Genomic DNA, 24752 nt, shown 5'->3' on the forward strand with positions numbered 1-24752 from the left:
CCGACGTCCAGGCCGAGGAACACGCCCACGTTGTCGATCTCGAACATCGCACCCTTCCAGGGGTGTTGACGGTGCCGGCCTCGGCCTGGGTGTCGTGCTCGCGCAGCCACGTTATGCAGACCTGCCGCCCGCGAGCTGTCCGGCATTGCACCGGACCGGACGGTGGCCGGACCTCTGATCAGCGTCTCCGACGAACACCCCCGGGTCCCGGCGACACCACCCCCCAGGTCATGCCTTCGACAGGGGGCAACAGTCATACCGAGCCCAGAGGCCAGCGGCCCCATTGCAGGACCGCGAAAAAGATAACGGGGGAGGAGATCTCCGCGACGGCGTCCGTTCCCGGTGTCTCGGTGACCGCCGTGGCGACGCCGTTGTCCGTGACGTGGTCGATGGGCGACGGCAGCGAGGTGGTCTGCGAGGGCCCCGGTACGCCGTACCAGGCGCGGGGCGCCCCGGAGCGGTCGTCGCCGGACTGTGGTCACACCTACCGCTCCTCCTCGGCCGACCAGCCCGGCGAGGCGTATCCGGTCTCCGTCGAGGTGAGGTGGACGGTGGCCTGGGCGGGAGCTGGCGAGTCCGGGGAGTTCCCAGGGCTGGCCACCGAGGCGGCCACCTCCTTCCGCGTACTGGAAAGCCACGCGCTCAACTGACCGCCTGACCTCCTTGAACAAGCCTGAGGAAGGGAGTTCTCCATGAGTTCCAGCGCGGTGACGTCCGTTTCGCGCAGCGGCTCCGTACCCGTCGATCCGCCTACGGGCCGGGAGCGGCCGAGGCTGACCGGGGTCGCCCGGCGGCGGCAGGTGCCCTACCTGTTGGTGGGTGTGCTGCTGGTGCTGGGCTGTGGGCTGGGCGGGGTGCTGGTCGCCTCCCAACTCGGGGATCGCGAGGCCGTTCTCGTTCTCGCGCGGCCGGTGACGGTGGGGCAGAAGATCAGCGCCGGAGATCTCAGGGAGGTGAGTCTGGCCCTCGACCCGGGGGTTGAGGTCATCAGGGCCGGCGCGCTGCCGGATGTGGCGGGCCAGCCGGTCGCCTACAGCCTGCCGGCCGGCACGATCCTCAGCCCGGAGGCGCTGGGCGATCCGCTCGTGCCGCCGGCCGGCCGGGCGGTGACCGCCGTGCCGCTGGAACGGGGCCAGTTTCCTCCCGGGCTCCAGCCCGGCAGCACGGTGGACATCGTGGCCGGGCAGGCCGAGGGGACCACGGCCGGAGGTGAGAGCTGGCCCGGCACGTCGTGGACCGCCGTGGTGACCGCGATCGAGGACACCGGGGATGGTCAGAAGGCCGTCGCCACCGTGCAGCTGGACGTCGAGGACGCCCAGGCGATGGCGGCCTGGCCCACCGAGGACCTCCATCTCGTCGTCGTCGCCGGGAGTGCGTCGTGACCGTGGTGGCGTTGTGCAGCCTGAAGGGGGCGCCGGGTGTTACGACCAGCGCGGTGGCGATGGCGGCCGGGTGGCCTGCCGGTGGGCAACCCGTGGTGGTGGAGTGCGACCCGGCCGGTGGCGATCTTATGGCCCGCTACCGGCTGGAACTCAACCCCGGCCTGGTCACCCTCGCCGCCGCCGGGCGCCGGGCGGGCGAAGACGCCGGCCTGATCTGGCAGCACACCCAGCGGCTGTCCGGTGGACTGCCGGTGGTCGCCGGGCCGCCTGCGGCGGGGCAAGCCCGCGCTGCCCTCGGGGAGTTGACGGTCGGACCGCACGGGTCGCTGCTGCGGCGGGCGACCTCCCGCCCCGGTGTGGCGGTCATCGCTGACTGCGGCCGGGTCGATGCCGATTCCCCGGCGTTGGACGTCGTTCGAGAGGCGGACGTGCTGCTGCTGGTGGCCGGCGCCACCGACGAGGCCCTCGCCCACCTCGCGGTCATGGTGCGCCCCGTTGCCGGCTGGTCGCGCCGCCCGAGGCTGGTGCTGGTCGGCCCCGGCTACCCCACCGACGAGATCACCCAGGCGCTGGGCACTGACGAACTCGGGGTGCACGTGGCCGGCCGGATACCGCACGACCCTGCCGGAGCCCGGGCATTCGGCGGACAGCCCGCGCCCCGCTCGGCTCCCGGGCGCTCGCGGCTGGGACGCGCCGCCGCCGAACTCGCGGCCCGCGTTGCCCGGGACGCCCTGGCGGTTGCGGTGCCGACCGGCGACTCCCCGGCGCCCGACCAGCCGGAGGGCGCGAACACCGTCCCGAACGCGACGCATCGGATTCCGCGATGACCGACTTCGCCGATCCCACCTCCGAGCGCCGCCGCGTCCGGCCCGCTGACGGCCTCATCCGCCCGGTGCCACCGGAGTTGCCGCCCCGTCCACCGGCCCTCCCCCTTCCTGAGGCGACCACGAGCGCAGGGTCATGGCTCTCCCAAGACGACGCGGTCGAAGGGCTGCGCCGCTTCCTGCGTCAGGAACTCGCCACGCCGTTGTCTGGCCAGGACCGCGCGGACAGCCGAGACGAGGGACCCCAGCCGTCGGCCGAGGAACGTCGCGCGCAGGCCGAGGACGTTCTACGGGACGCGGCCGAGGAGTACGCCGGCCACTTGCTCAGCCGTGGCCGACGCATCGTCTCGGACCAGGATGAACAAGCAGTCATCGCCTCGGTGTTGGACGAGATCTTCGGGATGGGCGGACTGGAACCGCTGCTGCGCGACCCGGCCATCGAGAACATCAACATCAACGGGGCCGACCGCGTCTTCGTGCGCTACGCCGACGGACGGCGCGAGCAGGTGGCGCCGGTCGCCGGCTCGGACGAGGACCTGGTGCGGTTGGTGCGCGGCCTCGCGAGCCGAGGCGGCGTGGAGGAACGGCACTTCGACCGGGGCAGCCCCGGCGTCTCCTTCCAACTCCCCGGGGGCGAGCGGGCTTTCGCCGTGATGGGTGTCTCCGCGCGTCCGTCCCTGGCGATCCGCCGCCACCGCTACCAGCGGGTCAGCCTGAGCGAGCTGCGCGCGCTCGGCACGATCGACCACCAGCTGGAGTCCCTGCTTGCCGCCATGGTCCGGGCGCGCAAGAACATCCTCGTCACCGGCGGAACCGGGATGGGCAAGACGACGCTGCTGCGCGCGCTGGCCGCCGAGATCCCCCGCGAGGAACGGCTCATCACCATCGAGGACACCTTCGAACTCGGCCTCGACGCCGACCTCCACGCCCACCCGGACGTGGTGGCGCTCCAGGCTCGGGAGGCCAACATCGAGGGCGAGGGCGAGGTTCCGTTGGCCGAACTGGTGCGCTGGGCGCTGCGGATGTCGCCCGACCGGGTCATCGTCGGCGAGGTTCGCGGTGCCGAAGTTGTGCCGATGGCAAACGCCATGTCGCAGGGCAACGACGGCTCGTTGGGCACCATCCATGCCTCCTCCAGCGCGGGAGCGTTCACCAAGCTGGCCGCCTACGCGGCGCAGGCGGGCGAGCGGCTGTCGATCGAGGCCACCAACCTGCTCATCGCCTCGGCGGTCCACTTCGTGGTGCACCTGGATCGCCCGCGCGGTGCCGAGCACCGGCGCGTGGTCTCCTCGGTCCGCGAGGTCATCGGCGCCGACGAACGGCAGATCATCTCGAACGAGATCTTCCGCCCAGGCCCCCATCGGCTCGCGACCGTCGGAGTCCCCATGCGGACGGAGACGCTGGACGAACTGCGTTCGGCGGGCTTCTCCCCGGACCTGGGGGAGAGGTGGCGAGCGTGAACGCCGCAACCGCCCTGCTCGGCCTGTGCGGCGTGGGAGTTGGCCTCGGGGCGCTCCTGGTGACCGTCGTCGGGCGCCAGCCCATGGCCGGCTCCCTCCCCGCGCCACGCCGCAGCCGGCGCCGGCGGCTCCACGCTCGGTCCTGGACGTTGGCCGCCGTCGCTGCCGGGCTCGCCGCCCTGGCGCTGACCCGGTGGCCCGTCGCCGGCCCGCTGGCCGCTGCCGCCGTGTGGAACCTGCCCCGCCTGAACGGTGGTTCGGCCGGAGAGAAGGAGACCGCACTGATCGAGGCCGTAGCCGGCTGGGCCGAGATGCTGCGGGACACCCTCGCGGCCGGCGCCGGCCTGGAACAGACGATCACCGCGACCGCCAGCACGGCCCCGGACACCATCCGGCCCCATGTGCGCGCCCTGGCGGACGAACTCAAAGCCGGAGCCCAACTCGACCTCGCGCTGCGGCGGTTGGCACAGAAGCTGGCCGACCCGACCGCAGACCTGGTCATCAGCGTGCTGATCCTCTCCGCTCGGCACCAGGCCCGCCAGCTCGCCCCCCGCCTCGGCGCGCTGGCCGAGACCGCCCGATCCCAGGTCGAGATGCGCCGTCGGGTGTCCGCCGCCCAGGCCCGCGTGCGCACCACCGTGCGCATCGTCACCGGCACCACGTTCGCCTTCATCGCCGGACTGGTGCTGTTCAACCGGGAGTTCCTCGACCCGTACAACGGCGTCGGCGGGCAGGCCGTGTTGCTGCTGATCGCCGCCATCATCACCATCGCCCTGGTCTGGCTCGTGCGCCTGGGCCGCATCGAGGCGCCCGCCCCCTTCCTCACGGCGACAGCGAGAGGCGGGAGACGTTGACCGACATCCTGCTGCTGTCCGCCGGCGTCGGCCTGGGCCTGTGGGTGCTGGCGGTATGGCTGTGGCCACCCCGTCCCGCGCTGGCCAGTCTGGTGGCGATCGTCCGGGCGGACGGAGGAACGCGTCGGCCCGTCCTCGCCCTCGCCGACGAGCCGGCGGCCGACGGGTGGGCAACACGCCTGGGCCGGCCGGTCATCCCCGTGCTGCGCGCCCTCGGCCTGCCGCGCCCCGGACTCGCCAGCGACCTGGCCATCACCGGCCGTTCCATCGACACCCACCTCGCGGACCAGGCCACTCTCGCCCTGGCCGGGCTGCTGCTCCCGGCCGTCTTCACGAGCCTCGCGGCCCTGGGTGGCACCGAGTCGGGGTGGGTCATGCCCGCCGGGGTCTCGATCGCCCTCGCGGTCGCCGGCTTGCTGCTCCCCGAACTGTCCGTCCGGGCGGAGGCCGCCCGCCGCCGCGCCGCGTTCCGCCACGCCCTGTCCGCCTACCTCGACCTCGTCCACATCCTGTTGGCCGGCGGCTCCGGCGTCCTGGGCGCCCTGCACAACGCCGCAGACCTCAGCGACAGCTGGTCCTTCCGCCAGCTGCGCCGCGCCCTGACCACCGCCGAACTCACCCGCGCCTCCCCCTGGGAGACCCTCGGCCAGCTCGGCGACGAACTGCGGATCGCCGAACTGTCCGAGTTGAGCGCGGCGTTGACGCTCGCCGGGACCGAAGGCGCGAAGGTGCGCGCCTCCCTGGCCGCGAAGGCCGCAGCGTTGCGGGCCCGAGCCACCTCCGAAGCGGAAGCCGCCGCCACCGCCGCCAACGAACGCACCGCGTTCCCCACCTCGCTGATGGCCCTCGCGTTCGTGCTGTTCATCGTCTACGCCGCCATGGCCCACATCAGCGGCTCGCTCTAGCTCCACCACGAGAGGGAGAAACCAGAATGAACGACCACCTGCTCAGGCTGAGAGCCCGCCTCGTCGTCTTCCTCGGCCGCCTCGCGGCGGATGATCGCGGCTACAGCACCGAGGCCGTGATCCTCACCGCCGCCCTGGTCGGCGTCGGCGCCGGCGTCGGCCTGATCTTCAGCGACGAGATCCAGGCGGCGGCCGAGAACATCAACTTCACCAATCCGAGCGCCCCCTGAGCACGCTGTGGCCACCCTTCCCCGACGACCGCCCCGGCACTGGCCGGCGGCGCTACGGTCTGACCGAGGCGCCGCCGCCATCGCCGAGACCGTGGTCGTCTTCCCCGTCCTCATGACGCTGATCCTGCTGGTCGCGAACGTCGCGGTGTGGGGACACGCGGTGCACGCCGCGCAGGCGGCAGCCTCCCAGGGCCTGGCCGCCGCCCGCTCCCACCACGGCACCGCCGCCGACGGGCACCGCGCGGCACGGTCCGTGCTGGACCAGCTGGGCAACGGGCCCCTGCGGAACGCCACCGTCACCGTCGAACGGGGAACCGCCCAGACCGAGGTGTGGGTGGACGGCAACGCCCTGAGCGTCCTCCCGTTCCTCGAACTCCCGGTCCACGCCCAAGCGGCGGGCCCCACCGAGGAGTTCCAGCCCGCACCCGAGGCGACGCCGTGACCTCCCCGGGGCCGGTCGCGTGGCGCCCGCACGTTCATCGGCCGTCCCACCTGAGGGACCGGGGCTCGGCGTCTGCCGAACTGGTGCTGCTCCTGCCCGTGCTGATCCTCGTGCTCTACGTCGTCGTCTACTCCACCCGGGGCGCCGAGAGCAGGATGCGCATCGACGACGCCGCGCACCAGGCCGCCCGATCCGCCAGCCAGGCCCGCACCCCGGCCCACGCCCTGCACAATGCCGAGACCGCCGCGACCGCCGCGCTGGAGAACGCCGGCCTCGCCTGCCAGCACGTCGATGTGGACCTCAACGGCAGCCTGGACGCGGGTTCCACCGTCACCGTGACGCTGACCTGCACCGTCGGCCTCCAGGACCTCGCGTTCCTGCCGCTGCCCGGAAGCACCACCCTCAGCGCGGAGTTCACCGCCCCCGTCGATGTCTACCGTGGCGCCACCGGATGATCAGCATGAAGATCCCCGCCCCGCGCCCCTGGCGACGAGCAGCGCGGGGCGACGCTGGCCGGATCACCGCGTTCGTCCTCCCGCTGATGGTCGCTCTGATGTCCTTCGGCGGACTCGCCCTGGACGGCGGCCTGGCCCTGGCCGCGAAGAACCGCTGCCTGGGCGAGGCGCAGGAGGCAGCACGGGCCGGCGCCCAGGCCCTGGACCTGGCCGCCTACCGTGCGGACGGCACCATCCGCCTCGACCCCGCCCAGGCCCGCCAACTCGCCCAGGACTACCTGACCGACATCGGAACGGACGGCACCGTGAACGCGACGGAGGACACCGTCACCGTCACGGTCACCACCGCTCAGGACACCCAGCTGCTCCACCTCCTGGGCATTGACGAACTGACCGTCACGGCCGTCGGCACCGCCCAGCCTCAGCCGGGTATCAGCACCCCGGAATAGAAGGACGCCTCCACCATGCCCGGAACCGCGCACCGAGAAGCACGTCAGCCCCTCCGAACGCGGCCAACTCCGCGCGCGCTCCGGCCGCTGCGCCTCGCCGCGCGCCTTCTCCGCTCCGCCCTGGCCGCCGTCGCCCTCGCGGTGCTGCTCGCCGGCGTCCCCTGGGGCCTGGCCCACTTCATCGGCTGGCCCCTCCCCACACGCATCCCCAGCCGCGAGGAACTCACCACCGTCCTCACCACCCCGCTCTCGACCCGCGACATCCTGCGGATCCTGGCGTGTGTGCTGTGGCCGGTATGGGGCCTGTTCACGCTCGACGTCGCCCGCAGCGCGCGCGACGCTGCCTCCACGGTGCCGCGCCCACGGCTACACCGTTCCCCGACGCACGCGTTGGCCGCCGCGCTCATCGGGATGCTCACCCTCGGGCCCTTGGCGCCGGCGCCCCGGCCAGCCCCGGCCACGCCTGCGGTCCTCGTCACCCAGCCCGACCCCACGGGCACCGAGGGCCGAAACGCCCCCGCCGTCTCGACGGTCGCCACCTCGTTCCTCGTGCGCGACACCGCGTCGGCCACTGCTCAGCTCGACGAACCCGGCACCGTAACCGTGCTTCCCCCACGGGACGGTGTGCACGACAGCCTCTGGCGCATCGCCGACCGCGCCCTCGGCGATGGCGCCCGCTGGCCGGAGATCTTCACCCTCAACGAGAACCGGCGCCAGGCCGACGGGCGTTCCCTCACCCACCCCGACCTCATCCGCCCCGGCTGGGTGTTGAACCTGCCGCCGGACGCGGACCCTCCCACCCCGGAACACCCCGAGAACGAGGCCGGAGACGACCGCGAGCGCGACCAGGCCAACGAGCAGGCGCCGCCGGCCGACCCTGAGGAACCGTCGGACGAGGCCGACGCGTTCCCCACGCCGCCCCCGACCACGCCCGCCCAGCCCGCACCAACGGAGCCCGCGATCCCCGACGCCGTCGAACCCGAGGACGACCACGGAGTGGTGACGCCCACCGGGGCCTTCGTCGGCCTCGGACTCGCGGCCCTGACCACGGCCGCCTGGTGCACCATCCGCCTGCGCCGCCGCATCCGCTACCGCCCCGGAAGCCCCGGCCAACGGCCCGGCGAAGACCCGGCCATGGCGCCCATCGTGCGCACTCTGCGCCTCGCCCACGAACGCGCGCGCCCCACCTCGCCTGCGGAGGGCGACGACATCGAGCTGCCGCCCACCACGCTCGCCGTTCCGCTCCCTCCGGCCGTCCCCGTTTCCGAAGCCGTGCTGCGGGACCGGGCACGGAACCTCGCCCGAGACGCTGCCATCGACGGCCGGCCAGCCGCCGGGTTTCGCGACGGGCGGGCGTTCGCGCTCGACCTGGCCCGCCTCCGTGGACTCGGCCTCACCGGGCCCGGCACCCGACCTGCCGCCCGCGCGCTCCTGATCTCCCTGCTCGCCGACCACCACCGACCCGACGCAGGCGAAGCACGCCTGCTCGTCCCTGCCGAAGACCTCGCTCTGCTGCTCGGCCCGGACGCCGCCGGTCCGCCACACCCGCCCCGGCTGCATGTCACACGCGACCTGGGAGAGGCCCTCGACGTGCTGGAAAGCGAGCTGCTCACTCGCAGCCGCGACGAGCCCGGCGCGATCCCCGCCGGTGAACTCATCCTGCTGGCCACCCCGAGACAGGACGCGGCACGGCGCACGCAGTCGGTGCTGGAGAACGGCTCCGTCCTCGGCCTGACCGGGGTGCTGCTGGGGCCCTGGCACCCCGGCGCCACCATCCGCGTTCGGGAGGACGGCACCGTGGCCGCCGCCAACCACGCCGTCGCCGAGCCCCTCGCCGCCGACGCCCGACTGTTCACCCTCCCGGAGACCGACGCCCAGCAACTCCTCCAACTGCTCGGGCAACCGACCGCTCCGACGACGGAGCCACCCGCCCCACGCCAACTCGCGCCAGCTGGAGCCGCACCTCCTACCGGCCCAAGTGACGCCGACGAGACCGCAGTTGGCTCCGCGCTCTCGCCGCCACTGCCCTCCCTTGCTCGCCCGGAGGGCGCGCCCAACACCGGCCTCGGTGAGAAGGATCCGTCCGGTCAGCACACCGCTTCCCGCGCTCTGCGGCTCTCCGTCCTCGGCCGCACCCGCATCACCCGACAGCCCGACGGGGCCGGCGCGACCGACATTCCACTGGCCCCGCGCCACCGCGACCTGCTCACCTTCCTGGCCCTCCACCCCGATGGCGTTCACCGGGATGTCCTGTGCGCCGCCCTCTGGCCGGAAGCCCGGCGACCACACAACGCGTTCCACGCCACCGTCAGCCAACTCCGCAAGGCGTTGACCGGTGAAGACGCGTCGCTCGGGAACGTCATTCGCCACCGCGACGGCCACTACAGCCTGGAAACCGACATCGTCGCCGTGGACCTGTGGGACGTCCAGAGGGAACTCGCCGACTTTCGGGCCGAGACGACCGAGGGACAGCAGGCTGCCCTGGGACGCATCGGCGACCTGTACCAAGGCGACCTGGCGGCCGACCTCGCGAGCGACTGGCTCGACGCCCCGAGGGAAGCACTGCGTCGAGACATCCTGAACGCGTACAGCTCTCTCATCCGGTCGCTGCGGTCTGCCGACCCGGAAAGGGCGCTCGATCTCCTGGAGAGGGCCCGCAGACTGGACCCCTACAACGAAAGCCTCTACCGGGAGATTGCCCGCCTTCAGGATCATCTCGACCAGCCCGACAGCATTCCGCGAACCCTGGCGCTTCTCACCACCGCCCTGGCTGAGATCGACGAACAGCCCAGCCCGGAGACGCTCTCGTTCTTCGAGTCCGTGCGGAACTCCCTCCCGCGTCGTGCACACGAACCCCAATAAGAAGGGCACGCGTCCGGGGGCTACCCCCTATCCAGGTGCCGGTCTGCCTTCTGATCTCAATTCCTGTCTGTATGCCTCCCAGGTAGGAAGCCTTGTCGCTGCTCCTTGGTGCAGGTCGAAGGCGTGCAGCCTCTTCCTGCGTGGCACCCGACTTACCCCCGAGGTGTGTGAAAAATAGTTCTGCATGGTGGAGTGCTGCCGCCGCCCCTTTGATTCATCGAGCATTCTCGCGCAATTGATTTTGTCGATTGACGGTCGATGGATTCGATTTTTGGCCTGCGTCTGGCTGGTTATTCCTTTCCGGTGTGGCGTGCTGGAATGTCTCTCATTGTTGTTGCTGTCATCGGTCCAAGTCGTGACCGAAGGATCTCGAATTTCTTGTCGTCGAGGGGTGTTTTTCTCGCACCTGCATATGGTAGAAACGAACTATCGAGGCGTAACGCAAAGTGCGGCGTCGCGAATGAACGGAGTATGACCATGGCTGAGCGGATTTCCGCGACAGCGGGCACAGAACCGGGGCGGGGCTGGGACGCTATCTCTCCCGAAGACATGGCCCGGGTGAACGAGGATGACTTCCGGTCTCTTCAGGACCTGGCACAGCGTTACTGCCGTGTCGTTGATTCCACCCGGTCGCGCAAGCGCATGGACGGCAGCGCCACCGTGGCACCGGGCGGAAGGGCGCGGTACGGCACCGACGATGTCAGCGCCGACGTGACGCAAGACGCGGTGCTGATCTTCGCCAAGCGTCTGGCCAAGATCATCGATACCTGTGAACCCGCCGCGCTCTGGACGGCCACCCGTGCAGTCTCGGCGTGGCAGTACGAGCGAAGGGACGGATGGGTGATCGTGGTCACCCGTACAACCCTTCAGCGCTGGGCTGTTCGCGATGCGGCCGCGCGCAACGGGTACCGGCTGGACGTGGCCCCGGAGGAGATCGACACGATGCCAGGCGCCCAGCTCATGCGGGGAGTTCCCCACGCCGACACCCTGACCTCGCTTGCGGTGACTCCGTATGTGTCAGGGCAGAGCGAGTCGATCTTCCGCGCCGCCTGGGGCGACGGGAGCGAGTACCCGACTCTCGGCGTGATGTTGCGCTTTGCGGGGAATGCGGATGATCTCGGCCGTGCGGGAGTTATCAGCAGAACCGCACAGGAACTCAGGGGTGGCCGTCGAGATTCCCGGTACAAGGTGAGGCGTACCCGTGACGATGCGCGGCGCGAGTGGAAAGAACTGCGTGCCGCCCTTGATTCAGTGCGCGATGACATGATCTACGAGTCGGCGCGCCGACGGTAGTTCCCAGAGCTTCTGTTCCCGGGGGTCGCGCTGTCTCATGCGATCCCCGGGAACACCCATGCCCGAAAAGAAGAAACGGGATTCCATCCGGCTGCACGGCAGCCCTGCTGGCGCCGTTCGCGGCGTTCATTTTCGGGGGTGCCTCCGAACGTGATCGGCGCAGGTGGGAGGAGATCTCGAAGTTTTTTCCTCATCAGATCGACGATCGGTCCGCTCAGGGCCCCGTATTCAAGTAGAGCATCGCATCGAACGTCGCGGACGGCAGGCAAACGAAGCGTGCCGTGCGCAACATGCTGGGAAAGTTCTTCTCGGCCTCGACGATCGAACGCTTCTTGCTGCCGTATTCAAGTAAGGAGCGACGCTGATGTATCTCCGGATGCGGGTCGGGATTGAGTACCTGAGGGAGGATCATGAATATTCGAGGGATATCACTCGGTGACTTCTCCGCGATCACCGAGGAAGTCTCGGACAGAAGCTACGGCGGCAACGTGACCGTCGCAGGAGACGCGCACCCTGTGCGGCAGCGAAACGCGATCGTGGCGCGCCTGCGCGTCTCGGACAGCCGGGGGCAGGGAGCGCGAACGTCGGCGTCCGGACGCCACGGCCCCTACGCCTGCTGGCACGTGGTGCGTGATGTCTTGCGGCAGATGTTCGCCCTGGCCCCGGACGCCACGGTGCGCACCGCGTTGCAGACCTACCGAGGTGAGTCGGGCTTTCTACGCGACTATCCGGGAACGGCGTATCAGAACGTCGGCTCTGGGATGCATCCGGCGCACATGCCGGATCTGTGCGTGACGGCTGGTTGTGGGGATCAGGGCGCGATGTCCCCGAGGGCACCGGAGGAGAACGCGACCCCAACTCAGCTCGACGACAACGATGTTCTAGCGCGCATCGAGCGGGAGTTGCGGTCGGTGGACAGGATGCCGTTGCCGGCGCTGGCCTTTGAAGGCCCAGATTCTCTGCAAGGCGTGCCGGATCTCGCCTACCTCGGGCGTTGAGCGTGATGACGGATAGCAAGGTTGCGCACCTGCACCTGGGCAGCAACATCCCGGGATGCCTCCCGGAGAACGCCCCGGAGTGCTTTGACTCCCTCGACCGGGCGATGGACGCTTTGAGTAGCGAACTCAGGTTCTTGCAGAGCGACTTCCACGAGCGCTGCGATGGCGAGTGCGGCCCGGACCTGAACGGCACCCCGTGCGCGTGGTGCGATGTCGCCGGAGACGTAGACGGAGCGCTGTCCTGTCTCGCTGATGGCGACGCGTCCGATCTCCTGCGACGGACGGGAGAGATCGGCTGGACCTTTCGCCCACCTGAAGGCCCGGACGTTCGTGTGTGGTGCGCCCGCATCGAGCTTGGCGCCGATGCCTGCGAGCTTGCCCGCCACCTGGTCGCGTGACGGGCCTCCGTAGTGCCGCAGGGGCAGGGGAGCAGCGGTGAGGGGCACGAGGACTGCCGCCACACGGGCCACGGTGAAATCCGGTCCGCAAGTCAAGGCGCAGATCAGGGAACCACCTCAGAGGAGGAGAGGAAAATCACCGACACCTATGTTCATGAGGAAAATCCGGGTGAAGAGGAGCGCGAGTACTGGGCGCGACAGGATGGGCCGATCCGTCACACCCTGGAGTTCAGGGACATCGGCGACGCCATCACCATCGCCCTGTGGTCAGAAGTCACTGATCTGGATGCGGCGGAATGGGACTCCCGGGTCGAACTGGCCATCACCCACCGGGACGCCGCGAAGATGAGGGACCGGCTCGCCCGGATCTGCCAGCTCCATGCCGACCACCACCGCTGCGACTTCTGCTTCTCACCGGATCCGCAGTGGGTGTTCTCCGTCCCACGCGACGCCCTCAGCAGCGACGCTTCCCTACGTGGCCTCTGCGGGGACGGTCGGTGGAACGCCTGCTGGGACTGCGAACCGCATGTGGAGAGCCGGGACGTTCCCGCTCTGGTGAGCCGCTTCATCACGACCCTTCGCGAGTCCGCGCACCCCGGCGCCTCCGACGAGCGGGTGCTGGCGGAAGTCTCCCAACGGTACGCCAACCGGTACGAGAGGTTGCTGGCCCTACCGCTCGACAAGCGTCCCTACCGACCGTGAGGGGTCGGGCGCGGCGGAGCCGAGAACCAGTGGGGAATTCCCTCCTCTCGATCGACGATCGGCAGGTTCAGCCGCCCGTATTTGAGTGAACGCCCTTACAGGCACTCATCGTTGCTCACCTTCCGCTTCCGGCACCCTCAACGACCATAACGCGGACAGCGCGCTGTTTCCGTTCTCTTTCCCCGTCATTTATCAGAACCAAGGAGAGGGCAACTCGGCATGTCTCTGGAAACATTGGAATGGTTGAACAAGAACACGTTGATCGGCTTCACGGAGAAGCGGGGCACCGCTTGGCATCACCATCGCGGGATGCAGGGCACCGAGTCCAACCACTACGCCGGCGCGATACCGGTCGAGGACGTCCGACGCAGGCTCTTCGGCTGGGAGTCAGTGCCCAGCGAGGTCTATGTGAAGAGTCCGCTCACCGGATACCCGGAGCGCGACGACGACCGAGTGGCGTTCTCCCGCAGTGACACCGGACGCGTCCTCGGCTACTTCGGTCCCGGCTACGAACCGCACCCGTACGACGAGTGGCTGTTGAACAAGGTCGCCCAGCTGCTCGACGACGACCTTGCGGTTGGTTCAGCGGGTCTGTTGAAGGGGGGCGCCGTGGCCTGGGTCTCGGTGGAGGTACCGGAGAACGTCGTCACGCCAGAAGGCGTGACATTCCGTCCCCACTTGCTGGCCACGACGTCCTTTGACGGCTCGCTGGCCACGACCTACAAGCCCGTCGTGACCAACGTGGTGTGCGACAACACGATGCACGCCGCTCTGAAGGAATCCGGTCAGGTGGTCAAGGTCAAGCACTCGCGGAAGTCGGTGCTGAAGCTCGCCCAGGCCAGGGACGCGCTGAACCTCGTGTACCGGGTCGCCGACTCGTTCACCGACGAGGTCGCGCGCCTGTGTCGGATCGACGTGGACGACCGGCAGTGGCAGGACTTCCTGCACGCGCACGCCGAGCTGCCTGCCAAGCTGGGGCGCGGACGAACGCTGGTGGAGAGGAAGCGCGAGTCCCTGACGCACCTGTGGAAGAACGACGCGCGGGTGGCGCCCTGGCGCGGCACAGCGTTCGGCGTGGTGCAGGCCGTCAACACCTACGCCCACCACGGGCAGGTCGTTCGCGGCGCGACGCGGCCGGAGCGCAACGCTCTGCGTTCCCTGACCGGCGACTTCGACCAGCTGCACCATCGCACGCTGGTGAGCCTTTCCCGGGTGCTGGACGTGCCCGACCTGGCCCCCGCGACCTGATCGACCTCGGCCCGACTCCCCGCCGTCTCCAGCGCGGGCAGGACCCGAGTCGCCTCACGCGATCACCCAAGACGACCGCCCGCCAGAGCCGGCAGGCGGTCGTCTGGCGCGTTCGCGCTCACCGTCGGCAACGGCGACGCACCGCGCCCCGTTCCTCGGCGCGGGCGAGGGCTTCTGCCTGCCCGCAAGCCGTCGATTTCCGTTCCCCGTTCATTCCCGGAGGGAGGAAGCGATGATCCCCATCGACGTATCCGTGCGCAGGCGTGCCCAGTTCGTGCGCAACATCATCGGGGTGTGGCACTCGGCCACCATCGAGCAGGAACACCAGGGGCGCCTGTGGTATCGCACCGCTCACGACCTGGCCGCATCGTTCACGGGTGGGGACGCCCGGGTCGGCGCGGGCGTGATCGCCGCGCTGTCCGCCAACAAGTCATGGGAACATAACGTCGAGTTGGCGCGCACGGCCTGTGGATCGGGTCTGTCCGGCGGACACGTCGCCGACGCGCTGATGAAGGTCTCCGCGATCCTCGCCGGCGCGGATCCGGAGTCCGTCCTGCCCATGGAACGGAAGACCGGCCACTTCTTCCGCCGCATCGCCGACCCGGACGCCGTGGTGATCGACCGGCACGCCCACGACGTCGCCGTCGGCCACACCTACGGCGCGCGCGAGCGGGGCCTGTCCAGCGCCCGCCGCTACGACCTGCTGGCCAACTGCTACCGCAGGGCCGCTCTCCGGTTGGGTGAGCTGCCCAGCACGGTGCAGGCGGTCACCTGGGTCGTCCACACCTCGCGCGTAGCGGGCACCGGCACCCGCCGTCCGGCACCTCTCGCGTGGCGCATGGCCGCTCCCCACCGTGCGGGCATGGCGCCCGCAGCGTGAAGGCACCGGTTCAAGAGCCCGCTCCGACGGGAGCGAACGCCAAGCCGCCAACGGCCGTTCAGCGCACCAAAGCGTTAACTACAAGGAGAGAAGGGGCAGATGAACGCTGCCGACATCCGTGTTCCTACCGGCCTCCTCCAAGTCTCCAGCACAGCACGTGAACTACTGCACCAGCCGACCGCCGAGTCCCGATGAACAGGCCACCCATCCCGATCCGATGCCGGAACCGACCACTGAGCGGCGGCCTCGTGGTGCCGTGGATCACCGTGGAACACGCAGGACGGGTGGTGTTCGGCGCCATCGACGCCGACAGGCGCCGCGCCGCGTTCGTCCACCGACTCTGTCAGATCTGCGGCGAACCACTTGAAGAGCGGATCTACCTGCTCGTGAGGCCGATGGACGTGCGGGCCGGGGTCGCCCCCGAGCCCGCCGTCCACCCCGAGTGCCTCGGGTACGCCCGGCAACACTGCCCGATGCTCAACGGCGACGCGCCCTACTACCGGCGCTCGCCCACGATCGCCGGGCACCCCGCTGGACGCCCGTGCGACGACCCCACCTGCCCCTGCCCCGACGAAAGCACGCCGGCGGACCACGACGCTCGGGCCGGAGCGCCGGCAGACGATTGGGACGCCTGGATGATCAGCCCCGACCACTACAGGCTCCAGACCGGCGCGGACGGCGACATCCTCGGCCTGGACCTGGCCGTCAGGGTCCTGAGGAAGCGGAGCATCCGAAGGACCCCACGCCGCGAACGCGAAGAAGTACTCGGCCTGCTGCGCGCCCTCCTGGCCCCGCCTCCCGACGACGATCAGGTGCCGTAGCTCCCGGGCAGGTGAACACTCCTCGCCGGAGGTTCCCTGTCACGCTCGGGGATGCGGCAGACTGCCGTCGAGCCGAGCGGAGGGAGAGCTGGTGCGGATCGACTTGGACAAGGCCGTGGAGACAGCCGAGGAGCTGCTCGCGGAACTGAAGAAGCTGAACGGCGCGGAGCCGGACGACGCGCCGACCAGGGTGGCGCGCCACCAGCGGAGCGAGATCACGCGGCAGTTGTTGTACCTCGGGCACCTGGGCGAGCGTGTCTCCGTGGAGATCATGGGCGCCTACCACGAGTACAAGGGCCAGGAGATCCGGAGAGGGGGTGGGCCCGCTGCCGACTGACGCCGTGCTGGCGTTGCTCGACGACGTCGTCGGCCGGATGGAGAGCGCCATCCGGGCCAGGGACTGTCCCGCCATCGTGGTCCTGCAAGGCGAACGGAGGCTCGCCCTCTCCGACTACGACTACCTGCGCGATCAGCGAACCGCTGCCGCGTTCGAACGCCGGTCCGCCGATCACGCCCACCGCATTCACGCCAACCGATGGGTCTTCGCCGTTCCCCAGGTATGGCTACACACCTCCGATGGCATCGCCTCCCGGGCGGTCTCCAACCACCCCCTTCGAGAAGGCGAACAGGAGGCCATCACCTGGACCGCCTTCGACCTCAACGACGGCGTGGACTACGGGCTGGTGCCCTACACCCGCCGGCCCGACGGCGAACCGGTCTTCGGCGACCCCGAGGTCTTCACCAGCGAGGTCACACCAGGTGAGCGCGCCCCCGGCTGGACCCTGCTGCGCGCTCTAGCGGAAGACCGAGACGTCCCGCCGCTCGGGGGCTGATGTCACCGACGGAGCGATGAGTGCCCCCGCGTGCATCCGGCAGCTAACGGACGAAAGTCTCTGCTGGAGCGCCTCGGCGGCCTCTGGGCGCGGATTACGATGAGAGCGTGGCTGGCACTGCGGAGATGTTGTACTCGATTCTCGGTGGGAACTATTACGCCTTGCTGATCGCGGTCGCTGGTCAGGACGAGCCGGTGTCGGGGCGGACGTTCGCATCCGAGTTGAAGGTGTCGTCGACGACTGCATTGAGCCGGCTGCGGCGGTTGGAGGCCGTCTGCCTTGTGCGGTCGAGTCGGTTGGGCGGGACAGTTCTGTGGCGCTTGAATACGGACAGCGAACTCGTGCGTGCATGGCGGTCTGAGCGTCGCGGTGCAGAGGGCACGTCGATAGCAGAAGCCGGGGCGAGTCCGGTGTCGACCGGCGGCGGGGGCGTGACGTTTGAGCGAAAGGTCGCAGCCGACTACCTGGCGCGGTTGTTGCTCGGGCACGGGGCGGTCGGGTTGGGCCCGAGTAGGACCGTCGTGTCGGTCGCATTCCAGCAGGCCCCGGAGTTCACCGTGGACGATCTGGTGGTCGGGGCTGCCACGGAGGACGAGGACGAGCCGTCGCTGATCTTGGCGGTGGCGGCGCGGCGCACCCCCAACGTGGTGGACAGCGATGAAAAGTCGCGAGGGTTGTTCAGGGCGTTCGTGAAGCAGCTGTTGAACTCGCCCTCGGATGGACCGGAGTTGCGACTTGGGCTGGCCGTCGCAGGGCCGCAGGACCATGCGGAGCAGCTGAAGACCTTGGCTGACCTAGCAACTAACCAATCAGGTGCAGATGGGTTCTTCGGGTTGGTTCGGACACCGAAGAAGTTTGAACAGCCAGTGCGTGAGCGCTTGAGGCAGGTCGAGAAGCTGGTTCGGCGGGCACTGGTTGATCTTGGGGTTCCGGAACCGCCGGCGCGTGTTGTTGAGCAGCAGGCGTGGGAACTGCTGTCCCGACTGGTGGTGCTGATGCCACGAGTGGAGAGTGCGAACGATTCGGAGTGGTCGGCGCTGGCGGATTCGCTGACCCCGGTGTCACGTCGTAGGGACCGTCCCGGGGGGACATCACTGCGGGATCGGCTGCTGGTGCTGGCGGACCATTGGGCCCCCTCGGCAGCCTCGGTGAACCTGTCGATGTTGCGGCGGATGGTCCACGACTTGGTGGATCCGGCAGTTCGCCGTCATCGCACGGGATGGCGGGCGCTTGAATTGTTGGAGAAGCAGGCGCGATCAGCGGTCAGTGACGAGATCGTCTCCGAGGACGGCGCGCGGCGCGTTCGCCTGGACCGGGACGATGTGGCGGTGGCGCTGGTGGCTGCGGTTGGGGCAGCGAGCGGCGTGGTCCTGCATGGTGAGTCAGGTGTTGGGAAGTCGGCGGTAGCGCTCCGCTCGCTGACAGCGATGAGCACGGCAGGCGCGGAGGAAGAATCGAGGTCTGCCGATCACAAGGTGGACGTCGCCGTTGCGGGCGGGGCGGCTGGGACGACGCAGATCGTGTGTATGAACCTGCGGCACCTGCCAAGTACTCCGCTGGAATTCGAGGGAGTGTTGGGGATTCCGCTGCGGGATCTGCTGGCGGAGATGTCCGCGCCGACCCGGGCTCTGGTCGTGGATGGCGCGGACGCGATCACCGAGGGCGCCCAGACTCTGCTGACATACGTCGTGGATGCAGCGGCCACGGTCGGTGTGACGGTGGTAGCGGTTACGGCGAGTGATGCGAAGCAGCTGGTCACGGATGCCATGTCCGGACGCCTTGGCCAGGAACTGGTCGAGGTAGCGGTGTCGCCGCTGACGGACTCGCAGATCGACCTGGTTGTGGCGGAGTTCAAGGAACTGGAGGCGATGGCGGCCAATCCACGGTCGCGGGAATTGCTGCGGCGACCAGTGGTCGTGGATCTGCTGGTGCGCGGCGGTGTGCACGGAGTTCCAGTCAGCGATTTTGACGCGATGCGACAGGTCTGGGCCGGCCTTGTCCGACGGAACGGTTCGAAGGACCATGGCATTCTCGATGCGCGTGAAGTCGCCATGCTCCTGCTTTCGCGCCACGCTCTGCAGGGTGGCGATCAACTTGCTGTTGCCGCGTCGATTGACCCGGACGCGCTGGCCGGGCTGCGCAAGGACGGGTTGCTGCGCACATCTCTGGACAACCCGTTTCGTCCGCTGCCGGAGTTCGCGCACGACGAAGTGCGCCGGTATGCGGTGGCGTGGCTACTGCTCGCCGAGGGCGACCCGATGCGAGTGTTGGTCGATGCCGGAGTGCCGAGATGGGCGTTGGGCGCGGCCCGGTTGGCATGTCAAGCTGTGCTCGTTGCACCAGCCAGTAACTCGAACCCGGTGGCCGGGCGGTTCGTACGATGGCAGTGCAAGTTCGACGAGTTGGTTGCTGCCGGGCATGGGGAGCGGTGGACCGACGTGCCGGGGGAGGCGCTTCTGACCCTCGCAGACCCGCGGCCGGTGTTGCGGGAGGCATGGCCGCAACTCCAAGGGGAAGGCCGTGCTGGGGTGCGACGGTTGATCCGATTGGTGGATCAACGACTGCGTGATCAGCACGCGTTCGTACGGGTCGCAGCGGTAGAGCCTCTGGTGGAGCTGCTGCTGGATGACGAGACACCGTGGCGAACCGGCGACGAGGTACGGACCCTGCTGGCCGACTGGCTGCGCTCGCTCGTCCACTCCGAGGTACCAGGGGGACACCCGCTGAGGGAGCAGTTGCGGGTCCGGCTGTTGCGCTTTTGCGCGGCTGCTGATCAACGGCTTCGCGACAGGGAAGAAGAACGAGCACGGACGAGCGTTGCGATCACCGATGAACAGCGCGCTATGCAGCAGTTCTTCGGGCAGATCGGTTATCCGCGCCTCCAGCGACGTCGTCAGCGGCCGGCGATCTCGCAGGAGATCACCGACGAGACAGTGGTTGAGCTGCTCGCGCTGCTTGGTCCCGACTTGGGCGAGGATGGCGAAGCGGTGCTGCGACGTATCGCGGACGCTGCGCCCGAGTATCTGGCTTCGGCCTTGGAAGGAGTTTGCTGTGGGCGGGCATTGGCGGCCTACAAGCGGGGCTTCCTCGCTGACATGGTGCTGGCCTACTACCTGGATGAGGAAGACGACGGAAGCTACGGACATGGCCGTGATGAGGGTGTGCGCGACCACAAGTGGGTCGGTCCCGCTATGCCGCTGGCCGCCTGGTGCCGGGGCCCGTTCATGGTTCTGTTCCAAACCGACTTTCGCAACGGCGTATCAGTCCTGAACCGAATTCTGAACCACGCCGCGACCGTGCGAGTCCGGATTCTGACCGGAGTTGATGAGCACTCGCAGTCGGTGATCAGCGATGTTGACCAGTACCGTGCCGAACTGGACATCACGGGCGCACCCCACACGTATGTCGGGGACTCCGGGACATGGAACTCGTATCGCGGCACGGGCGACGGGCCTTATCCGTGCATGAGCGCGCTGCAGGCGTTGGAGCGGGTCTGCGACGAGATCTTTGAGTTGGGCGTGCCGCTTGAAAACGTGATCCATATATTGCTGGATGGCTGCAACAACGTCGCCATGCTTGCTCTCGTCGTCGGTATTCTCGTGCGGCACTTGAGCAAGGCCCAGACGCTGATCGACCGGTTCCTGGCCGAACCCGACGTCTGGCACTTCGAGTGTGCGCGGGTCGCGCATGAAATCGGCGGTCTGAGCGCCTCCTCGGAGGGCGTGGTGGCTGCGGACCGACGGGGATGGTCTCCACGCAGGGTAGCCGCGACACTAGTGCTTGGTGCGGGACCCGAGCGAGCAGAAGAGTTGCGGCTCGTCGGGTTGAGACTCGTGGAGAAGGTTCGCCGTCGCTTGGAGTACCTCGGAGACGAAGTGCCCAGGGCGGCCGGGGAACTGGAGTTGAGCACGGCGCGCTTGGGCTGCTGATTTGGACCGCTCGACATACACGGTGCAAGTGACCGATGACGGGTTCGTGGCCGAAAGTCATCCGCCGGCGGAGGTCGTCGCGGTCCTAACTGACGGGATGCGCGGAGTCCTGCGGAGTCAAGAGGCGATGCGGTTGATGGCCCGCTATCGCCTGAGACAGGAGGACGCCAGGACCGAACCAATCACGATTGAGGACATGGTCGCCGACCTGAATTCGGCGGTCGCTCTGCTCGATGACGCGGCAGAGACCGACCCGATGGCCTGGAATGCGCCCGCCGCAGTTGCGGTCTACGTGCTCGTCCAGCGTCTAGTGCACAAGTTGCCGCTATCCGACGATACCGTCAAGAGTGCCGCTGACATCGTGCTGCGAATCGGTGAAGGCGACATGCCAGAACGAGACCACGATACTGAGAAGGCCTACTTCTCCCACGGTGCGGACCGCAGCGCAGCTCGTTCCCTGCCGCTGCTCCTTACGCCCGCTGCCATCGGCATACGTCGCGCCCTCGACGGTGCTGACGGAGCCAGGGCTCTCGCGAGGGTTGAAGCGGCCGTGACAGGTCTCGCTCGAGCAAAAGTGCTTCAGACCAGGCTCTTCCTCGCCCGGGGATTTGACAGCGTGTGGACATCTCCGTGCGTCCACGACGTCACATGTCCGCACGGTGTCGCGTTGCGTATCACGATCGACATGATGCGAGACTGCGCGCTCGGCGCCTGGGACATGGAGCTTCAGAGATACCCCATCGCGGCGCTCGATGACCCGATTGTCGACACTCTGCCTGCCGTGGCCGACGACAAGATCTACGTACCTAGACTTGACGCGGCGATCCGGGCGCTCGGGCCAGCTGCCGTTGCGGGGAACTGCGTGTCCGACGAGGCCCGCACCCTGCTCGATGTGCTGCTCGACGCGCAGCGGCGTGGGCTGCTGGCGCACGAACGCGGCATAGACCATCGCGGCACGCACTCGTTGGCCGCTGCCCGTGCTCTGCTCGTCCTCAATGACGACACTGCCATCCTCAGGCACATTGGCGCCTACGTCGACAACTCAATCGTGCTTGATCAGGCACTGCGCGCATTGAGCGCCGCAGCCGAAGAGAGTGAACGGTACGCCGAGACCGCCCGCGGCGTCTGGCCACGCCTTGTCTCACACATCATTGACGCCCACGAGGCCGGGCACTCCCCGTTTGACAATAGAATTCACGGTAGGGGCTACACTGTCGCCGCCCTTCTACCCACACCAGCAAGTGACGGCACCTACCTGCACTCGGAGAGGACCGGCAAGCCCATCGTCTGGTGGGATCCGATCGCCTGGGAAGCCACGGTCCACCGATGGCTCGACGTCGCGGCTGGCAAGCCCACCTGCGTTGACGCCCTCGTCCGATTCCTTGCGTCATCGCTCCCGGCTCCCGAGCAGGCCTGCGTCGGTGTGCCCTGGGTTGCGCAAGCAGTGCTCGCAGACCCCGGAGCGGTCGCTGACCGCTGCTACTACCTGACCGACTGGCTCGTACGGATCAGAACAGCCGCCGAGGGAGCCGGGCTGTTGAGCGACTGGCAGCGCACCGTCGACGCACTCGTCGTAGCCGGTGATACCCGCCTCGCTCCCTACTCCGAGTATCTCCTCTCTCCTTTGGCCTCCTGCGGGCCGCACGGAGAAGCGGTGAGGTTGAACCGATACCGGCCGCCGCTTCCCAACAGGTGGTCGGCGATAAACGACAATTGCCGGGGGCCGACCGGTTGGCCTGCCGGCAAGCTTTGACCCGAGCCTATTGAGGCCGGGCGGGGAACCTATGCAGGAGAGGCGGAGGGCCGAGTCGCTCCCGCGAAGTCGTCTCCCGCGTAGCGGTACGGGGCGATCTGGATCAGTTCTCCGGTTCTTGGGGCGTGGATCATCTGGTCGGCTCCGATGTAGAGGCCGACGTGGTGGATTTCGTCCGGGGTGCCGTAGAAGACGAGGTCGCCTGGCTGGAGTTGGTCTTCGGGGATGTGGGGGCCGGCGTTGTACTGGTCCTGGGCGACGCGGGGGAGGGTGATGTCGGCGGCTTCGTAGGCGGCGCGGGTGAGGCCGGAGCAGTCGAAGCCGTCTTCGCCGGCGGTGGGGCCGTCGCCGCCCCAGAGGTAGGGCAGACCGAGTTGTCCCTGGGCGTAGTTGATGGCCTGGAGGGCGGCGGGGGTGGTGTCGTTGTCGCCGCCGATGGTGGTGGTGCTCTGGTACTGCGCGGCCTGGGTGAGGACGTCGGCGACGTACCAGTCCGCGTGGTTGTACGCGAAGAGGGCGCCGGGGAGGTCTTCGCCGGTTCGGGCGCCGGAGTCGCACAGGTAGGCGGCTGCGGCGTACGTCGCGTCGTGGAGGTTGTAGGGGGAGGGAGGTTGGGCCCCGCCGGGGGGTGGAGGGTGTTCGGTGGTGACCTCGTCGAAGGTGGGCTGGAGGAACTGCATCGGTCCACGGGCGCCGGCCGGGTTGGTGCCGCTGGTGACGCCGTCGAGGGGCGAGCGGCCGTGGTCGCTCTCGACCTTCCCGATGGCGGCGAGGACGGTCCAGTCGAGGCCCGGGCAGGTCCCTGCCGCTGCGGTGTAGAGGGCGTAGTTCTCCGGCGGGATGTCCTGCATGGCGGTGCGGCTGGGTGAGCTGGTGCCCTGGCCGGTGAGGGTGGGGAGTGTGCCGGCTGCTCCGGCGGCGCCGAGGGCGACCAGGAGTAGGAGGCCGGTGAGGAACGCGGCGGTGATCTTGAACGTGGTGGTTCACCACCCTTCCGAAGTCGCAGCAAGCGAAGGTCGGTTGGGCGGCATGGGCGGGGGCGGCCGGAGGCCGGAGCCGGGGGTGGCGGTGTTCTGCGCGGACGTGGGGGAGACCGGGGGGAGGTGGGGCCAGGCGCGGGTGAGGCCGGCCAGAGGGAGGCGTCCGCTCTGGCTGCCGGGGAGGGGGAGCCAGCGGGGTGCGGCGGGGTCGCCGTTGTTCGGGGGCGCGGCGTTGGTGTGGGTGGTGGCGACGGGGACGAGGGTGGGGTCGTCGAGCGACTGGTGCGCGGCGGCGAGGGCGGTGCGGGCGCCGCTTTCCCGTGCGGCGGACGGGAGCCAGAAGAGCACGGGGGTGGTGATGGCGGAGGCGCGGGCGAGTTGGTGGTACCGGCCGAGCTTTCCCGCCAGTTTGGTGAGCGGCTCCGTGCCACGGTCGTACTCCAGGAACCACTCGGTGGTTCCGGCCTGCTGGTCGTGCCAGCGGCCGTAGGCGTCGGGGCGGACGATGTCGCCGAAGATTGACGTGCAGCGGGTTTCGGACCACCACGCGGTCAGGCGTTCCTGGGCGGCAGGGTGACGGGCGCGGGCGATGAGGGTGGTGAACAGCCCGTTGGTGCCGGTGGTGTGGGCGAGCTGCCGGGAGTGGGCGATGCCGATGGCGGTGTGGTGTCGGTAGGCGAGTTTGCGGGGGTCGAGGCCGTCTTCGGCGGCGAGGATGGCGGCGCCGGCGGTGTCGAGGACGTAGTGCATGGGGGCGGAGCCGCTGACGGTGAACGGCTGGAAGCGGTCGAGGATGCGCCACCGGTACAGCTGGAGCAGGCGCAGGTTGGCGGAACGGACGGAGGGCCAGCCGATCTGCGCGATCTGGTGGGTGGTCAGGACCTTGTGCTCGTGCACCATCCGGGCCAGCCACCGGTCGCGGGCGGTGAGGCGTCCGGCGAGCAGGGCCAGGTGCGCGCCGTTGACGGCCAGCCGGGAGGTGAGGCGACGTGGCTGGTGGCTGCGCAGGGGACGGCGGAAGGGGTATTCGTCGGTCACGGAGGAACCTCTCGTT

25 protein-coding genes are annotated in these 24752 nt (G+C 69.0%); 22 read left to right on the forward strand and 3 right to left on the reverse strand.

All coding sequences use genetic code 11. The features are described 5' to 3' along the window. Window positions 1-371: 371 nt before the first annotated feature. The 12 genes from FH609_RS02470 to FH609_RS02525 all read left to right on the forward strand — a co-directional run bounded on the left by FH609_RS02470 (window position 372) and on the right by FH609_RS02525 (window position 11156). Window positions 372-650 (forward strand): hypothetical protein, encoded by a 279-nt coding sequence (locus FH609_RS02470; protein ID WP_139707830.1) that lies wholly within the window; start codon window positions 372-374, stop codon window positions 648-650. 42 nt (window positions 651-692) lie between these two features. After that, window positions 693-1382, forward strand: coding sequence for an SAF domain-containing protein (locus tag FH609_RS02475; RefSeq protein ID WP_139667555.1), 690 nt, complete (start codon window positions 693-695; stop codon window positions 1380-1382). Then, entirely contained in the window at window positions 1379-2209 is an 831-nt protein-coding gene (locus FH609_RS02480) for a chromosome partitioning protein (RefSeq protein WP_139667556.1), read from the forward strand. The genes FH609_RS02475 and FH609_RS02480 overlap by 4 nt, the downstream gene beginning before the upstream one ends. Window positions 2210-2409: 200 nt before the next feature. Then, window positions 2410-3666: a CpaF family protein gene (locus FH609_RS02485; RefSeq protein WP_226961342.1), complete on the forward strand. Its 1257-nt coding sequence runs from the start codon at window positions 2410-2412 to the stop codon at window positions 3664-3666. Continuing rightward, on the forward strand, window positions 3663-4520 hold the full coding sequence (locus tag FH609_RS02490) for a type II secretion system F family protein (protein WP_226961343.1): 858 nt from the start codon (window positions 3663-3665) through the stop codon (window positions 4518-4520). The genes FH609_RS02485 and FH609_RS02490 overlap by 4 nt, the downstream gene beginning before the upstream one ends. After that, on the forward strand, window positions 4517-5425 hold the full coding sequence (locus FH609_RS02495; protein WP_139667558.1) for a type II secretion system F family protein: 909 nt from the start codon (window positions 4517-4519) through the stop codon (window positions 5423-5425). The genes FH609_RS02490 and FH609_RS02495 overlap by 4 nt, the downstream gene beginning before the upstream one ends. 26 nt (window positions 5426-5451) lie before the next feature. Continuing rightward, a complete protein-coding gene (locus tag FH609_RS02500) occupies window positions 5452-5655 on the forward strand; it encodes a hypothetical protein (protein ID WP_139667559.1) in 204 nt (67 codons plus the stop codon). Window positions 5656-5662: 7 nt separating this feature from the next. Further along, complete coding sequence (locus FH609_RS02505; RefSeq protein WP_226961344.1) at window positions 5663-6097, forward strand: TadE/TadG family type IV pilus assembly protein; 435 nt, start codon at window positions 5663-5665, stop codon at window positions 6095-6097. Next, the gene (locus FH609_RS02510; RefSeq protein ID WP_226961345.1) at window positions 6094-6552 is read left to right on the forward strand and encodes a TadE/TadG family type IV pilus assembly protein; all 459 of its coding nucleotides are present in this window, start codon (window positions 6094-6096) and stop codon (window positions 6550-6552) included. Before FH609_RS02505 ends, FH609_RS02510 begins: the two co-directional genes overlap by 4 nt. After that, entirely contained in the window at window positions 6549-7001 is a 453-nt protein-coding gene (locus tag FH609_RS02515) for a pilus assembly protein TadG-related protein (protein ID WP_226961346.1), read from the forward strand. The genes FH609_RS02510 and FH609_RS02515 overlap by 4 nt, the downstream gene beginning before the upstream one ends. 15 nt (window positions 7002-7016) lie before the next feature. After that, window positions 7017-9863 carry a hypothetical protein gene (locus FH609_RS02520; RefSeq protein ID WP_139667560.1) on the forward strand — a complete coding sequence of 949 codons (2847 nt, stop codon included), beginning with the start codon at window positions 7017-7019 and terminating at the stop codon, window positions 9861-9863. Window positions 9864-10334: 471 nt separating this feature from the next. Then, on the forward strand, window positions 10335-11156 hold the full coding sequence (locus FH609_RS02525; protein ID WP_139707833.1) for a hypothetical protein: 822 nt from the start codon (window positions 10335-10337) through the stop codon (window positions 11154-11156). Window positions 11157-11370: 214 nt separating this feature from the next. Here the strand turns inward: FH609_RS02525 and FH609_RS02530 are convergent, their stop codons facing one another. Next, the gene (locus FH609_RS02530) at window positions 11371-11568 is read right to left on the reverse strand and encodes a hypothetical protein (RefSeq protein ID WP_139667562.1); all 198 of its coding nucleotides are present in this window, start codon (window positions 11566-11568) and stop codon (window positions 11371-11373) included. Here FH609_RS02530 and FH609_RS02535 point away from each other — a divergent pair. The 10 genes from FH609_RS02535 to FH609_RS02580 all read left to right on the forward strand — a co-directional run bounded on the left by FH609_RS02535 (window position 11567) and on the right by FH609_RS02580 (window position 22718). Then, window positions 11567-12154 (forward strand): hypothetical protein, encoded by a 588-nt coding sequence (locus FH609_RS02535; protein WP_139667563.1) that lies wholly within the window; start codon window positions 11567-11569, stop codon window positions 12152-12154. The genes FH609_RS02530 and FH609_RS02535 overlap by 2 nt on opposite strands. 5 nt (window positions 12155-12159) lie before the next feature. Beyond that, window positions 12160-12552 carry a hypothetical protein gene (locus FH609_RS02540; RefSeq protein WP_139667564.1) on the forward strand — a complete coding sequence of 131 codons (393 nt, stop codon included), beginning with the start codon at window positions 12160-12162 and terminating at the stop codon, window positions 12550-12552. Window positions 12553-12564: 12 nt separating this feature from the next. Further along, a complete protein-coding gene (locus tag FH609_RS02545) occupies window positions 12565-13254 on the forward strand; it encodes a hypothetical protein (RefSeq protein ID WP_139667565.1) in 690 nt (229 codons plus the stop codon). 219 nt (window positions 13255-13473) lie between these two features. Then, window positions 13474-14502, forward strand: coding sequence for a DUF932 domain-containing protein (locus tag FH609_RS02550; protein ID WP_139667566.1), 1029 nt, complete (start codon window positions 13474-13476; stop codon window positions 14500-14502). Between the two features lie 232 nt (window positions 14503-14734). Then, on the forward strand, window positions 14735-15382 hold the full coding sequence (locus tag FH609_RS02555; protein WP_139667567.1) for a hypothetical protein: 648 nt from the start codon (window positions 14735-14737) through the stop codon (window positions 15380-15382). A 266-nt stretch (window positions 15383-15648) separates the two neighbouring features. Beyond that, complete coding sequence (locus tag FH609_RS02560; RefSeq protein WP_226961347.1) at window positions 15649-16203, forward strand: cell envelope biogenesis protein OmpA; 555 nt, start codon at window positions 15649-15651, stop codon at window positions 16201-16203. Between the two features lie 91 nt (window positions 16204-16294). Continuing rightward, window positions 16295-16540 (forward strand): hypothetical protein, encoded by a 246-nt coding sequence (locus tag FH609_RS02565; RefSeq protein WP_139667568.1) that lies wholly within the window; start codon window positions 16295-16297, stop codon window positions 16538-16540. Next, a complete protein-coding gene (locus FH609_RS02570; protein ID WP_226961348.1) occupies window positions 16521-17036 on the forward strand; it encodes a hypothetical protein in 516 nt (171 codons plus the stop codon). The genes FH609_RS02565 and FH609_RS02570 overlap by 20 nt, the downstream gene beginning before the upstream one ends. A 107-nt stretch (window positions 17037-17143) precedes the next feature. Further along, window positions 17144-20965: a hypothetical protein gene (locus FH609_RS02575; RefSeq protein WP_139667569.1), complete on the forward strand. Its 3822-nt coding sequence runs from the start codon at window positions 17144-17146 to the stop codon at window positions 20963-20965. Between the two features lie 28 nt (window positions 20966-20993). Continuing rightward, a complete protein-coding gene (locus FH609_RS02580; protein WP_139667570.1) occupies window positions 20994-22718 on the forward strand; it encodes a hypothetical protein in 1725 nt (574 codons plus the stop codon). Between the two features lie 29 nt (window positions 22719-22747). Here the strand turns inward: FH609_RS02580 and FH609_RS02585 are convergent, their stop codons facing one another. Both FH609_RS02585 and FH609_RS02590 read right to left on the reverse strand, forming a co-directional pair. Next, complete coding sequence (locus FH609_RS02585) at window positions 22748-23569, reverse strand: NlpC/P60 family protein (protein ID WP_139667571.1); 822 nt, start codon at window positions 23567-23569, stop codon at window positions 22748-22750. A gap of 132 nt (window positions 23570-23701) precedes the next feature. Continuing rightward, window positions 23702-24736 (reverse strand): replication-relaxation family protein, encoded by a 1035-nt coding sequence (locus FH609_RS02590; RefSeq protein WP_193317890.1) that lies wholly within the window; start codon window positions 24734-24736, stop codon window positions 23702-23704. Between the last annotated feature and the right edge of the window lie 16 nt (window positions 24737-24752).

Source organism: Streptomyces sp. 3MP-14 (genome assembly GCF_006334905.2).
Taxonomy (GTDB): Bacteria; Actinomycetota; Actinomycetes; order Streptomycetales; family Streptomycetaceae; genus Streptomyces; species Streptomyces triticirhizae.

What these genes read in the sequence shown, in the direction of transcription:
- FH609_RS02550 (WP_139667566.1), top strand. Translation starts at nt 13,474, where the DNA reads ATGTCTCTGGAAACATTGGAATGGTTGAACAAGAACACGTTGATCGGC.
- FH609_RS02555 (WP_139667567.1), top strand. Translation starts at nt 14,735, where the DNA reads ATGATCCCCATCGACGTATCCGTGCGCAGGCGTGCCCAGTTCGTGCGC.
- FH609_RS02475 (WP_139667555.1), top strand. Translation starts at nt 693, where the DNA reads ATGAGTTCCAGCGCGGTGACGTCCGTTTCGCGCAGCGGCTCCGTACCC.
- FH609_RS02500 (WP_139667559.1), top strand. Translation starts at nt 5,452, where the DNA reads ATGAACGACCACCTGCTCAGGCTGAGAGCCCGCCTCGTCGTCTTCCTC.
- FH609_RS02585 (WP_139667571.1), bottom strand. Translation starts at nt 23,569, where the DNA reads ATGCAGGACATCCCGCCGGAGAACTACGCCCTCTACACCGCAGCGGCA.
- FH609_RS02535 (WP_139667563.1), top strand. Translation starts at nt 11,567, where the DNA reads ATGAATATTCGAGGGATATCACTCGGTGACTTCTCCGCGATCACCGAG.
- FH609_RS02525 (WP_139707833.1), top strand. Translation starts at nt 10,335, where the DNA reads ATGACCATGGCTGAGCGGATTTCCGCGACAGCGGGCACAGAACCGGGG.
- FH609_RS02540 (WP_139667564.1), top strand. Translation starts at nt 12,160, where the DNA reads ATGACGGATAGCAAGGTTGCGCACCTGCACCTGGGCAGCAACATCCCG.
- FH609_RS02530 (WP_139667562.1), bottom strand. Translation starts at nt 11,568, where the DNA reads ATGATCCTCCCTCAGGTACTCAATCCCGACCCGCATCCGGAGATACAT.
- FH609_RS02515 (WP_226961346.1), top strand. Translation starts at nt 6,549, where the DNA reads ATGATCAGCATGAAGATCCCCGCCCCGCGCCCCTGGCGACGAGCAGCG.
- FH609_RS02520 (WP_139667560.1), top strand. Translation starts at nt 7,017, where the DNA reads ATGCCCGGAACCGCGCACCGAGAAGCACGTCAGCCCCTCCGAACGCGG.